The organism is Bacillus testis (assembly GCF_001243895.1).
GTDB lineage: Bacteria > Bacillota > Bacilli > Bacillales > DSM-1321 > Bacillus_AD > Bacillus_AD testis.
In genome coordinates this window covers 1,953,966-1,967,279 of the sequence record NZ_LN851186.1, presented here as the reverse complement: position 1 = coordinate 1,967,279, position 13,314 = coordinate 1,953,966, and the positions used below count along the sequence as shown (strand labels likewise).

Sequence of the window (13,314 nt, the reverse complement as noted above, 5' to 3'; positions counted from 1 at the left end):
TATTTTCCTGATATAACGGAAGTTACCTTTCATTATATCGATTCCCGAGGTGCAAATAAACCTATTTTTCCTCGTCTTTTATGGTTGCTGCAGCAATACTGAAACACCTTGGCCGACGCCGACACACATGGTGGCAAGGCCATACTTGATGCTGCCCGCATGCATTTGATGGACGAGAGTGGTGAGAAGCCTTGCGCCGCTTGCTCCCAATGGATGGCCAAGAGCGATGCTGCCTCCATTCACGTTCACCTTTTCAGGATCCAATTCCAGCTGCTTCATGCAGGCAATCGTCTGGGAAGCAAACGCTTCGTTCAATTCAATCAAGCCGATTTCCGGTATGCTTATTCCTGTGCGTGCCAATAATTTACGGGTTGAATAAACAGGGCCGATTCCCATTATGGCAGGTTCAACACCTGAGACTGCCCCTCCTGCATAGCGCGCCAATGGCTTTAAGCCCAATTCAATTGCTTTCTCCCTGCTCATAAGAAGTAGCACGGATGCGCCGTCATTGATTCCTGAAGAATTGCCGGCTGTCACAGTGCCTCCTTCCATCAACGGTTTTAGCTGCGCGAGTTTTTCCAGATTTGTTTCCGGGCGTGGGTGTTCATCTTGATCCACGATCATTTGGTTGCCTTTCCGGTCTGTATATTCCACAGGAACGATTTCTGGATGGAAGCTATTTTTTCTCAAGGCAGCTTGAACTCTTTGCTGGCTAAGGAAGGCATACTCATCCTGTTCTTCTCTGCTGATGCCGTAACGGTCGGCGACCTTTTGCGCTGTACTGGCCATTGAATCAGTGCCGTATTGTCTATCCAATTGGGGATTGATGAATCTCCAGCCTAATGTGGTATCGATCAGTTCCATATTGCCCCTTGGAAAAGCTTGATGAGGTTTGCTTGTTACTAAAGGGGCGCGCGTCATGCTTTCAGTGCCGCCCGCTATAAAGATATCCCCTTCCCCCATCGCAATGGCCCGGGCACAGTACATGACGGCATCCATTCCGGAGCCGCAGAGGCGATTAATGGTCGTTCCGGCAACGGAAACAGGAAGCCCTGCCAATAAAGAAGTCATTCTGGCAACATTGCGGTTATCTTCACCGGCTTGGTTGGCATTGCCCAGCACCACTTCCTCGATTTGATCCAGCGGTACAGACGTATTTCTGTTCAAAAGAGCTTTAATAGCTCCTGCCGCCAAATCATCGGGGCGGACATTTTTCAAGGCGCCGTTATAGCGGCCGATCGGTGTCCGGACAGCATCCACGATCACAACTTCCTTCATAGGTGGACGCCTCTTTCATTCTCCTGCGAATAGTCATATACGCCTTTTCCCGTTTTCCTGCCGAGCCGGCCTGCTTTTACATATTGCTCCAGCAGCGGGGCTGGACGGTATTTTTCGCCTAGTTTTTCATACAAATAGAGTAAATTGTTAAGCCTGGCATCCAAACCGACGAGGTCCACCAATTCAAAGGGACCCATCGGGTATTTCAGGCCCAATTTGATCGCTTTGTCGATTTCTTGAGGCGTTCCCAGGCCTTCCTGTAACATATAAAATGCTTCATTGCCGACAAGTGCAGATATCCGGCTAGTGATAAAACCGGGAAATTCATTGACCACGGCTGTTTCTTTTCCCATTCTCTTCGCTACCCCAATCACTTCTTCGACTGTTGCATCGTCGGTTTCCAATCCTTTAATGATTTCTATAAAATTTATTTTGTGGACGGGATTAAAGAAATGCATCGCAATTGTCTTATGCGGCCTTTTGCCATATGAGCCGATCTCTGTCGGGCTCATCGTACTCGTATTGGTTGCGAACAGGCAATGGCCAGGGGCATATCGTTCCATTTCCTGAAACACTCTTTGTTTGATATTCTTCTTTTCCGGGACTGCTTCGATCACCAAATCTGCAGTGGCAAGGCACTGCCGGAGGTCCATGCTGTAAACTAGCTTTTGTTCGATTTCCTTGCCTTGTGAAGGAGTAATCTTTATCCGTTCGACCGATTGCTCAATGATGCTATCAATCTCCTGCCTCGCTTTGTCCAACGACTTCCTATCCACGTCGGTCAAGAAGACCTCATATCCGCCTAAAGCAGATGCATAAGCAATCCCCCTGCCCATAACGCCGGCTCCGATGACTACGATGGTTTTAACCATATACCCAATTCCTTCCCTAAATAAATTCTCCCTAATTGATTGGTGGAGTTCATCCTCCACCAATCAATCGTTGAACCAACCTCATTAAAAATACGGACAGCGAGCGTCATCATGTCCGTATTTTTTGGCTTATGACGGCCCTCGCCCCTTTATTTTCCGATCCACACTGCTTTTCTTTTTGCCATGAAAGCAGCCACCCCTTCTTGATGGTCGACCGTTTTCCCGGCGATTCTTTGCGCTTCCGCTTCCATTGACAGATAATCCTCCAATCCAAGAGAATCGGCCATCTTCAGTGACCTTTTTATTAGTCCAATGGCTTTCGTCGGGAGGAAAGCCATTCTGTCACAAAACGCTTTCGTTTCCTCCTGCCACGCCTCCTCGGCGATCACCTTGGTGGCCAATCCCAGCCTTAAAGCCTCTTCAGCATAGATTTTTTCTCCCAATACGGACATTTCCAATGCTTTTGCAGGGCCTACTAATTTATTTAAATAGTACAAGTTGCCCGAGTCCGGAATAAGGCCCACATTAATAAACGCATTCAGAAACGAACCTCTCTCTGACAGCAGCCGAAAATCACAGGCAAGTGCCAGGCTGAAACCCGCTCCCGCCGCCACCCCGTTTACTGCCGCCACAATCGGCTTTTGGCAATTCATTAATTCTTTGACCATCGGTCCATAATGATCCCTCAGCACCTGTCCGTGATCCATCGTTTCATCCACTTGGGAAAGATCCTGGCCTGAAGAAAAAGCGCGCCCCGCGCCAGTGATCATCAAACAGCGTACTTGTTCATCGCGCGAAGCCAGCCTGACTGCTTCTGCAATTTCCCTATTCATATCCGCTGTAAAAGCATTCAATGCTTGGGGCCTGTTCAACACGATTCGAGCCGTATGGCAATCCAGTTCATATTGGATCGTTTCGAACATTAAAGTCACCTCTATTTCCCTTTAAAATGAGCTTTTCTTTTTTCCAGGAATGCGTTCATCCCTTCTTTTTGGTCTTCCGAAGAAAACAGCAAATAAAAATTCTTGCGCTCATGCTGCATGCCTTCCATCAGCGGGGCATCCGCCCCCTTTTGAACAGCATCCTTAATGAACCTTAGAGAAAGAGGCGGCTTTTCCGTCAATGCCGTTAACCAGCGCAGTGATTCTTCTTCCAGCAATTCAGGCGAAATGATTCGATTGACGATTCCATATCGATGAGCAGTTTCCACACTGATTCTTTCTCCCGTCCATAACCATTCCAATGCTTTGTTTTTACCGACCAATTTTGTGAGCCGCTGGGTGCCGCCCGCCCCTGGCATGACCCCAAGATTCACTTCCGGAAAAGCAAACTCGGTTCCCGAAGCGGCCATTAAGATATCGCAGCAGAGAGCAAGTTCAAAACCGCCGCCGAAGACGAACCCTTTTACGGCGCCAATCATCGGTTTCTTTACAGCTTCCAAGCGGTCCCACTGTGCAAATTGGTTCCTAAGTTCCAAATCAATCGGATTGTCATGGAGCATTTCCGCAATATCGGCCCCAGCTGAAAAAGACCTTCCATTGGCTGACAGAAAAATGCATCGAACACCGCTATCCCTGTCAAATGCTTCTGCACAGTGGACAATCTCGTCCACCATCGCCCGGTTCAATGCATTATGTTTTTCCGGCCGGTTCAGTGTAAGAAACCCGATGGATTGTTCGACTTTATGCTCGATATATTGGTAGTCCATTACACATCTTCACCGATCATAAGGGTGACCAGATCTCCTGCAAATCCCATCAGGTCTTTCCCGGAAGCTTTTCCTTCCACCGACCGTATGCCCTCTTTCAATGCTTCATGGCTGTCATACATCATTTCGCACATTAAATAATACTTCCCTTCGCCGCCCATTGGAGAACCGACGATTTTTGTGACTTTCATTTCTTTCAATCCAGGAATCTTCGAAGTAATCGGTCCATGTACGTTAAAATAATGCTCGTCAAAAGCCTCTTTGTTTTCGGGATGTTTATATAAAGCAATCAGTTTTACCATATTGGTTATCTCCTCTACATTAAATTTGATATAGGCTTCATTACTTCAAATGGATTTTTGCAATTCTTGCAGTACAGGATGCTTCGGCATGCCGTCGGACCGAACAAATTGTCCACCGTGACATACATGGAGCTGCAGTAAGGGCATTCCGCTTCCCATGAACCGTCCTCTTCATTGATGGACGGCGGAGCAGAAATGCCGAATGCTTTCAATCCCTGCAAGCCCTGAGGCGTGATCCGGTCCGAAGTCCAAGGAGGATGATAGGCATATTGTACGGTTGCCGAAGCAATCTCCGGCAGCGCGAACAATGATTTGATGATGTTGCCCTTTATAATCCCTAATGCCGGACAGCCAAGAAACGTTGGCAGCAAAATGACGTTTACAGTGTAACCGTCCTCGCGCTGTCCGATTTCAATCTTCTCGACCATGCCAAGGTCAACAATCGAAACTGTGTTGATTTCGGGGTCCATTATCTGTTGCAATCCTTCCGCTACCTGATTCTGCAACTTTGTGAAGGACATGTCTTGATTCGCCTCCTTACCAGATGGCTTGCTGGTCTGCCAGATATACTTCGCTTAAAATAGCCAATGCTATATTCAAATCAGCAGAATGTTCACCCAATCTTCCATTTAACGGATGAGGATTGGCTGATGCGGGCAGATGGAGGCGGCACTTGCTAAAGAGAGGCAGCACGATTGCTTCCCAATTCGCTTGCAATTCTTTCTCGGAAACAAGAAACCCGCAGGAAACAATCTTTTCGCTGTGGGCACCTAAAGAGAATACATCGTGCCAATCATCCATGACACGCTGCAGCGCCTTTTTCATCCGCTCGGCCGCTTCTTGGTTCGAACAGGCCAATTGAGTGAACCAAGTCCGCCAGTGGGCCTCGTGGTAATACAATTCCATTTCCACTTTAGCTGCAATATGCGCTAAAGGCTGATAAGCGCTTTTTTTCAAGGCGGCCACTTTCACTTTCTTGGCAACCGTATAGAGATAATTGCGGCAGACAGCATATGCCCAGTCGTAATGGGGTTCTTCCATATAATGGCCGCTCCCGTTCGCTTTTTCAACCAGTACGCAGTTCTTCCGTTCTTCTGCTTTGCGGGCATGCGATAACACATCGACCGGGCCAAGACCAAGCTCTTCAAGCAAGGAGTAGTACATGGACGAGTGGCCCATGCTATCCTGGGTGATGGATGCCGAAGCCACGTCTTCTTCGATATGCGGCACCAACCCTAACCATTCAGACCCTCTGAACGCATACAAAAAATCATCATCGGCCAATTGGAACAAGAGATCTATTAGTGCATTCTTACACGCTTCATTCATTGAGTTTTGTCTTCCCCCCATGACATGATTTCTTTTTCGTCCAATTGCTTCTGCTCATACTGCCGCCACTTAACCCGCAGATGGCCGTAGCCCTTTGTTGTCCTATACGACTTGTTATCGAGGCGCTTCAGCATTCTTTTTTCTTCCGGCTCCAATCCCTTGATGGCCGACCGCTCCACAATCCAAATATCCGCCACCGCTTCACGCCGCATGAAATTTTCCTGGGCCATGATTAAAGCCATGTCCTGATTGGGCGCCAAAAGGCTGAATTGATGCTGAAACGGTCCATCCATTGTTTTTTTGCTGAATACTTCATATTCCCGATAGAATGTATCAACTTTTCCCATAACATCCGATCCTTCCTTAAGAAGATGGCGTAAACGATTCTTGCAAGGCTTTCCGGACCCAGGCATTTTCACTGTATGAAATTTTTCTGAGACGGAGGCGCTCTTGGGAACGCGGCCCTTTGTTCGAAATAATTTCTTTGAACTTCTTCCAATCAGGCTGGGTATATTCCCATATGCCCTCCGCTTCATTGAATGCCAGAGCAGGATCTGGGATGATCAGGCCTAAAGCTTGGATTCTGGGGATATACTTGGTCAGGAATTTCTGCCGGAGCTCTTCATTGGTCTTGCTGCGAATCTTGTATTTAATGGTGATATCCTGCTTCGATGTTCCGGTAGTCTCCTTGGTTGCCGGCCCAAAAAACATCAGCAAAGATTCCCACCAACGATTTAAGGAATCCTGCAGCATTTCCTTCTGGGCGACAGTTCCCTCCGCCATCGCCATAACAATGGACTCGCCGTGCTGGGCGTGGAAAACTTCTTCCGCACAGATGCGGTGAAGCGCTCGGGCATAAGGACCGTATGAGGCATTTAACATATTCGTTTGCGTCATGATGGCAGCGCCATCCACCAGCCAGGCAATCATGCCGGCATCGGCCCACGTTTTTGTCGGCATGTGGAAAACATTATGAAACTTAAGCCTGCCGGAGAATAGGTCTTCCATAATATCCTGGCGGTCTTTTCCATAGGGTTTCAGCAAATCTTCCGTTACGCGCAGCAATAATTGGCCATGGCCCATCTCATCTTGGACTTTTGCCATGATGCTCAGCTTCCTTTGCAGCGAAGGAGCTCTCGGCACCCATTCTTTTTCGGGCAAAGCGCCCATTATTTCAGAAATACCGTGCATGGAAATCAATTTGATCAACGTATCGCGATACTCAGTGGGCATCCAATCGTCGGCTTCGATTTTCTCATTATTAATGATTCGCTCCATAAAAACATGCTGTTTCTCTTCTTCGCTCAATGCATGCATGTCCATGCACATCCCTCCTTGGTTATAACAGTAGCCACCCGGATGAACAAAAAAGTGTTATACAAATATAGGAATAATAGATTTGATGTCATTGTATATTTATAGGATTATGGTGTATGAAAAGGAAGTGAGGATTTGAATTGTAATAAGTTAACTGAAAAGATTACTTTGCTGTTTTTTCCAGTCTATGACTCTGATGGCCTTTCCTTCTGATCTGGCAATCTCCTTTGGCCGGCAGATCGTGATCTCCGTGTTGACCAAGCAATTCGCTTTAATGGTATGTTTGATATCTGATTTTAATCGGGACAGGTTTTCATGTGCGAGGTTTTGGCCGAGATGGTTATACAAGTCATCTTGTAATTCAATATGCAAGTTGATTTCATCCATTGAGCCTTTTGTCTTCAGGTGGATTTGATAATGTGGCACCAGTTCTTTATATTGCAACAATAGCCGTTCTATTTCGGAAGGGAAAACATTGACTCCGCGGATAATCATCATATCGTCGGTACGGCCTTTGATTCGGGACATTTTTATACTGGTTCTGCCGCATGAACAGGGGACGCTTGATAGGCTGGCGATATCGCCCGTCCTGTAACGGATGATTGGAAGCGCTTCCTTCGTAAGGCTTGTAAAGACAAGCTCTCCTTCTTTTCCTTCCTCTACTGGCAATAGGGTTGAAGGATCAATGATTTCCGCAATAAAATGGTCTTCTGCGATATGCAAGCCGTTTTGTTCCTCTTGGCATTCGACTGCCACCCCAGGGCCCATCACTTCGCTCAATCCGTAAATATCGACAGCTGTAATTCCCCATTTATCCTCGAGGATCGCCCGCATTTCTTCAGACCAAGGTTCTGCGCCAAAAATGCCGTATGCCAGATTCGATTGGCGTGGATTGAAGCCTTTTTCCTCCATTCTTTCTGCTAAATTGAGCATATAGGAAGGGGTTCCACAAATTCCTTGCGGCTGCAAATCATTAATCACAGTGATTTGCCGGTCTGTATTCCCGGCAGACATGGGAATCGCAGTCATTCCCAGCTGTTCTGCACCGTAATGAAGACCGAGGCCTCCTGTGAATAATCCATAACCATAGGCAATGTGGAAGAGATCGCCTTTCTTGCCTCCAGCTGCGGCAATCGATCTGGCGACGATTTCCGACCAACATCCGATATCCTTTTCCGTATAGCCAACTATTGTCGGCTTGCCGCTTGTTCCGGAAGAACCGTGGATCCGGATCACTTCATGTTGAGGTACAGCAAACATTCCAAACGGATACGTATCCCGCAAATCGTCTTTCGTGGTGAACGGAAGCTTGGAAATGTCATCGAGCGATTGGATGTCCTCAATGCCGACATCCGCTTGCACCATCTTCAGCCGGTAATGCCCAACAGAGCCGATCACCCTTCGCAATGTGTTCATTAGCCTCCGATATTGCAGCTTTTTCAGGGCGCCTCGTTCCATCGTCTCCATATCGAGATTATAGATCAATCAACCAACCTCCCCTGCAATCATAATTACACTTTAAGAACGAAGACTTATTTTTATGTTATATGTTTAGGTTAGTATCCAGACATATATTTGTCAAATATAAATTTCAAAAAATTGACAATAAAAAAACACTTAATCCTTTCAAATAGATTAAGTGCTGCTCAAGATTAAGTGCCCCGTTATTTAAATAGGTCCAAGTCATTCGGCTGCTGTAATTCCAGCTTTTTAAGTTCCAATTTCAATTTTTCCGTTTCAGCGATAAAGTTTTCCTGTTTTAATTTTTCAAGTTCTATTTGATCTTTAATATGTTCATTTTTTAACTTTGATTGCTTCTCAAAATGGCTGGAAATAACGGCGATAATGGGTACGGAAAAGATCATCACAACCGTTATTATTCCTATAGTCATTGTCTCAGCCTCCTTCCTTACTGTACATCCCCGTAGGGCGAATCTGCTTTTTCGGCAAAACACTGCACGATTCTTCCTTTGTCCGTCAAAACCACTCCGTTCAATTGCCCTCCATACACGGAACCTCCATCTATACCGATATAAGACCCGTTTTCACTTATCCAAACATCATTGCTCTCACTTCTATGGATAATCCTGGTAGGTGTATGGCCGAAGACGATGATTTTACCGGTTTTATTTTCATGAAGCCACCCTTCCCTGATCCAAACCATTTGATAGGGATCCGTTTCCCGCCAATCTGCCAACGTATGGTCGATACCGGCGTGTATGAACAGAAGATCACCGAACTCATAATAAGCTTTCAGCTGATCAAAGTAGGACTGAAAGCCATGCAATGCCGCTTTCATTTGTTCTGCTATTTCAGGAAAACACATTTCCGATAAATCTGCCTGCTCCGTGAATTGTTTGATGGTCAAATCGCCACCATTGCGGAAGTAGTGCAGTCCAGTGGTCTCTGTGGGGTTGTCCAAAAATGTAAGTAACATATCCTCATGGTTTCCTCTTAAAACGACCACCTTGTTTTCGTATTTATGCTGAAGCTCAATGATTTTACTGATCACTTTCGGCGAGTCCTTGCCGCGGTCGATGCAATCGCCTAAAATCACCAACGGCATAGCTGGATCCCAATTCCTCAGCAAATGTTGAAACGCTGTATATTGGCCGTGGATATCGCTGACGGCGAAAATGCTATTATCCATTATGAACCTCCTGTTTCCTTCAATTCAGCAAACATCATGTTCATTGACTGCCCAAAGAGATGAAGAAAAAAATCCTGTCCGGCACTCTGGCAGGTAGATAAAGTGGAGCTTCGATCGGTAGGTGATTTCCTTCATTCCCTTTCATCTTTTTAGAGGAATCACCCTTATTTCTTACTGTTGCTTGTTCTTCAACTTAAAATATCATATGTACGCAAATGGATTATGGCAAAAGTTTTTTTGTGGATTGGTCTAATTCTAAACGTCATTTTTCCGTTTCCAAGATGAAATTTTCGTTGCGCAGTTTTTCTAGTTCCACTTGATCCCGAATCATATCTCGTTTCATTTCCTGTGTTTTCTGAAGGTGGCTGGTAACGATTCTAATTAAAGGCACAGAGAAAATCAAAACACATACTATTACACCTTCCATCTATGTTCCTCCTAAGAAATCTATTCTTCTTAAATTCATCGCAACTAGGTTTATTTCCTAATTATACTTCATTTTTCCATTATTTACTAATTGGTTTTATTAATTAATTCAGCAGTATAAATTTCTGTTGATAATTTGGAACATAATTTGTTAAGAACAATTGAAGGTTAATTATATGTATTGCCTCCTTCTCCTTGATTAAATTCAGGCTGCCTATCAATCTTCTAGTCTATCCACTTCATTTCTGCCATTTTAACAAATAAAAACAGAACAACGTAAAAAGAAACATTGTTCTGTTTTTATATAGGATTTCCCTAAATATTCGGATTAACTATTTGGCATATACCGCAATCTGCTTTTGCCAATTACGTTCCCGGTCTGTTCTGTTGAGGGCACGACTGCTCTGCTCATGGATGCTGGAAAATCCGATGGCAGCAAGATTACAGATTCCATTTTTCTATAGAACCCTCTTAAAAAGATAATGGCTGTTAATTGGCTTCCTTGCCTGCTTTTACCCATTGCGCTACTGTAGCGGTACGTTTTGCTTGGAATTTCACTGCTTCTTCCACATCTTCATTCATTTCACCCGGCTTAGGAACTGTTACACTTGTGCCATAGGGATTGCCGCCGGCAGCATATGATGAAGGATCCGCATAACCAGGGGCTACTACGATTGCTCCCCAATGGTGCATGGTCGTATATAAGGAAAGGATGGTCTGTTCCTGGCCGCCATGCGCATTTTGGGCCGATGACATAGCGCTTACCACTTTGTTCACTGTTTTTCCTTGCGCCCATAGACCGCCGGCTGTATCAATGAACTGTTTTACTTGGCCCGGTACATTGCCGAAACGAGTCGGAATGCTGAAGATATAGGCATCAGCCCATTCGAGGTCTGAAAGTGTAACTTCCGGTACATCTTTGGTCGCTTCCACATGTGCGCGCCAAGCCGGATTGCTATCAATGGCGGAGTCCGGGGCCGATTCAGGAATTTTCACTAATTTAACCTCAGCTCCTGTTTCTTTTGCTGCTTCAGCCGCCCAAACGGCCATTTTATGATTCGTACCTGTTGAACTATAATAGATGACTGCAACTTTTGTATTCGTCATTTATCTTCTCTCCTTCTCACTATATTAGTCTATATATCGATCGGCCATGCCCTCATCTATGTGACAGTAATCAGACAATCGACCTTTACTTGTGCACTCTATTTTTCGTTTCCCTCTTTTCTTTCCGTAAAACCTGTTCCTTTCAAAAGGAAAAGATTACATATAAAAAAGGGATACAGAGGAGCTAAGCCCTGTCTGTATCCCTTGTTGTGGTTTACATAATACTTCTGCCAAAAAACCTTCTTTGGGCGGCTGCAGGTATGAACCTGCCGGCAAATTCGGCCGCTCCTTGGCCAATAATGACGCCATCCTCCTGCTCAATCCCTAAAGATTGGATAATTCCAATCCCCGGACCGCTTGCACCGATCGGTTTATAGTGTTTAAATGATTCGCGGACAAATTCCTGCGCTTTCCCGACAAAATAAGGGCATTGCCCTTCCCCGCCAATCACATACAACGAGTCATACAATACGGGGGCGCCTGTGATAAATGAATCATCCACGTCCAATTCCATCCCGTTATTGCCAGTTATGCGCCCGAGTTGTTTTGATAGAATGACAGGCTGAAGGCCGTATTTCTTGAAGTAGGCTAGAACGGCCCCCAGCATCTGCCCATCAAATCCTTCTGCTACGATCACGCCAACTCTTAACGTGTACGGTAAAAAGACGGTATTAGCCTGGCTCAACGCCGGGGAGGATTTGCTTACTTCGATCTGTTTGCACTCACACGGTACCTCGACGCCGATATTCCGCGCTACACTTTCCGCGAGAGAAGTGGATATGCGGGCAATCATATCGACTACCTGTTCCCTGACCGAAAGACTTTTCACTTTGCCCAGCTCAAAACTAAAGGCTTCTGTGATATGCATTTTTTCGATATCACTCATGCTGTTCCAGAATAAGCGTGCTTGTGAAAAATGGTCGCTGAATAGCTCCCCGGTTTCTCTTGTTTTCGTTCCTCCCAATTGTTCAGGGTACGACACGAATCCGCCGTCCTCGCCGCTAACTGTGACCGGCGTATTATTCGCCAAGGAATTATTATGGTAAGCTACCTGTCCCAAGTCGATGGATATCCGTGCCGCCCCGTCTCTCTGGTTGTTGTGGAAAGGGCATAAAGGCCGGTTAATAGGCAGTTCCTTATAATTGGTGCCTACTCTATACAACTGCGTATCCGTGTAAGAAAACAAACGTCCCTGCAAGAGCGGGTCGGACGTGAAATCAATGCCGGGAACAATATTGCCGGGATGCAGGGCCACTTGCTCGGTTTCGGCAAACACATTATCAACATTGCGGTTTAATGTCATTTTACCGATAATTGTGACCGGCACATCCTCTTCCGGCCATAATTTAGTGGAATCGAGGATATCGAAACCAAACATCATTTCATCTTCTTCAGGAATCATCTGGACGCCCAATTCAAATTCGGCATAATTCCCCATTTCAATATTGCTCCATAAGTCACGCCGGTGAAAATCAGGGTCATAACCGCCTATTTGCTGCGCTTCTTTAAAAAGGAGCGAGTGGACGCCGAGTACAGGCTTCCAGTGGAACTTAACGAACCGGGATACCCCCGCCTCATTAACCATCCTGAATGTATGTACTCCGAAACCTTCCATCATGCGAAAGCTTCTTGGCACTGTCCTGTCTGACATCAGCCACATCATCATAGCGGCAGATTCTTGATTATTGGCGATAAAATCCCAAAACGTATCATGCGCGGACTGTCCTTGCGGTATTTCATTATGTGGTTCCGGCTTTAATGCATGTATCAAATCTGGAAACTTTATGCTATCCTGAATAAAAAAAATAGGGATATTATTGCCCACCAGATCGAATACGCCTTCATCGGTATAAAATTTAACCGCGAAGCCGCGGACATCCCGATTGGTCTCATACGCTCCTTTTGAACCGGAAACTTCGGAAAAACGGACGAAAACCGGGGTCTTTACAGACGGATCCTGTAAAAAAGAAGCTTTTGTCCATTCTTTCATGCACTGATATACCTGAAAATCGCCGTGTACGCCATATCCCCTTGCATGTACAACCCTTTCCGGAATCCGCTCTCTATCAAAATGCGCCAATTTTTCACGGAAATGAAAATCCTCAAACAAAGTTGGACCTCGTTTGCCTGCTTTTAATGTATTTTCGTCATCGTTGACCTTTACGCCCTGGTTAGTGGTCATTACCTTTCCCTGCGATTGCTTACGGAAAGCTTCAAGCTGCTCGCTTTTCCGATTGGCTTTCGTGCCTCTGTCTTTATCCATATTCGGCTGCCTCCCAGAAAGAGTTTTTGAAGGAACTTGCATTCTAGAAAAGTGTATTCCCG

At 45.7% G+C, this 13,314-nt stretch carries 15 protein-coding genes; all 15 read right to left on the bottom strand.

The window, feature by feature from the left end:
- Positions 1-78: 78 nt before the first annotated feature.
- On the bottom strand, positions 79-1,278 hold the full coding sequence (locus BN1765_RS10050) for a thiolase family protein (protein WP_050614999.1): 1,200 nt from the start codon (positions 1,276-1,278) through the stop codon (positions 79-81).
- Complete coding sequence (locus BN1765_RS10045; protein ID WP_050614998.1) at positions 1,275-2,150, bottom strand: 3-hydroxyacyl-CoA dehydrogenase; 876 nt, start codon at positions 2,148-2,150, stop codon at positions 1,275-1,277. The genes BN1765_RS10050 and BN1765_RS10045 overlap by 4 nt, the downstream gene beginning before the upstream one ends.
- A gap of 149 nt (positions 2,151-2,299) precedes the next feature.
- Positions 2,300-3,073, bottom strand: a complete 774-nt coding sequence (locus BN1765_RS10040) for an enoyl-CoA hydratase-related protein (protein WP_050614997.1) — start codon at positions 3,071-3,073, stop codon at positions 2,300-2,302.
- Positions 3,074-3,084: 11 nt separating this feature from the next.
- The gene (locus BN1765_RS10035) at positions 3,085-3,858 is read right to left on the bottom strand and encodes an enoyl-CoA hydratase/isomerase family protein (protein ID WP_050614996.1); all 774 of its coding nucleotides are present in this window, start codon (positions 3,856-3,858) and stop codon (positions 3,085-3,087) included.
- The gene (locus BN1765_RS10030) at positions 3,858-4,160 is read right to left on the bottom strand and encodes an EthD family reductase (RefSeq protein ID WP_050614995.1); all 303 of its coding nucleotides are present in this window, start codon (positions 4,158-4,160) and stop codon (positions 3,858-3,860) included. Before BN1765_RS10030 ends, BN1765_RS10035 begins: the two co-directional genes overlap by 1 nt.
- A 14-nt stretch (positions 4,161-4,174) precedes the next feature.
- The gene (gene paaD, locus BN1765_RS10025) at positions 4,175-4,681 is read right to left on the bottom strand and encodes a 1,2-phenylacetyl-CoA epoxidase subunit PaaD (RefSeq protein WP_050614994.1); all 507 of its coding nucleotides are present in this window, start codon (positions 4,679-4,681) and stop codon (positions 4,175-4,177) included.
- Between the two features lie 16 nt (positions 4,682-4,697).
- Positions 4,698-5,489, bottom strand: coding sequence for a 1,2-phenylacetyl-CoA epoxidase subunit PaaC (paaC, locus tag BN1765_RS10020; RefSeq protein WP_050614993.1), 792 nt, complete (start codon positions 5,487-5,489; stop codon positions 4,698-4,700).
- Positions 5,486-5,836 carry a 1,2-phenylacetyl-CoA epoxidase subunit PaaB gene (paaB, locus tag BN1765_RS10015; protein ID WP_050614992.1) on the bottom strand — a complete coding sequence of 117 codons (351 nt, stop codon included), beginning with the start codon at positions 5,834-5,836 and terminating at the stop codon, positions 5,486-5,488. The genes paaC and paaB overlap by 4 nt, the downstream gene beginning before the upstream one ends.
- Positions 5,837-5,852: 16 nt before the next feature.
- The gene (gene paaA / locus BN1765_RS10010) at positions 5,853-6,812 is read right to left on the bottom strand and encodes a 1,2-phenylacetyl-CoA epoxidase subunit PaaA (protein ID WP_230199514.1); all 960 of its coding nucleotides are present in this window, start codon (positions 6,810-6,812) and stop codon (positions 5,853-5,855) included.
- A gap of 144 nt (positions 6,813-6,956) precedes the next feature.
- On the bottom strand, positions 6,957-8,273 hold the full coding sequence (locus BN1765_RS10005; protein WP_390621197.1) for a phenylacetate--CoA ligase family protein: 1,317 nt from the start codon (positions 8,271-8,273) through the stop codon (positions 6,957-6,959).
- A 197-nt stretch (positions 8,274-8,470) separates the two neighbouring features.
- Positions 8,471-8,698: a hypothetical protein gene (locus BN1765_RS10000; RefSeq protein WP_050614989.1), complete on the bottom strand. Its 228-nt coding sequence runs from the start codon at positions 8,696-8,698 to the stop codon at positions 8,471-8,473.
- 17 nt (positions 8,699-8,715) lie between these two features.
- Positions 8,716-9,456 (bottom strand): metallophosphoesterase family protein, encoded by a 741-nt coding sequence (locus BN1765_RS09995; RefSeq protein WP_050614988.1) that lies wholly within the window; start codon positions 9,454-9,456, stop codon positions 8,716-8,718.
- Positions 9,457-9,718: 262 nt separating this feature from the next.
- Positions 9,719-9,883, bottom strand: coding sequence for a hypothetical protein (locus BN1765_RS20255; protein ID WP_187119437.1), 165 nt, complete (start codon positions 9,881-9,883; stop codon positions 9,719-9,721).
- A 488-nt stretch (positions 9,884-10,371) separates the two neighbouring features.
- Entirely contained in the window at positions 10,372-10,989 is a 618-nt protein-coding gene (wrbA, locus tag BN1765_RS09990; protein WP_050614987.1) for an NAD(P)H:quinone oxidoreductase, read from the bottom strand.
- A gap of 214 nt (positions 10,990-11,203) precedes the next feature.
- The gene (locus tag BN1765_RS09985; protein WP_050614986.1) at positions 11,204-13,252 is read right to left on the bottom strand and encodes a catalase; all 2,049 of its coding nucleotides are present in this window, start codon (positions 13,250-13,252) and stop codon (positions 11,204-11,206) included.
- Positions 13,253-13,314: the final 62 nt, after the last annotated feature.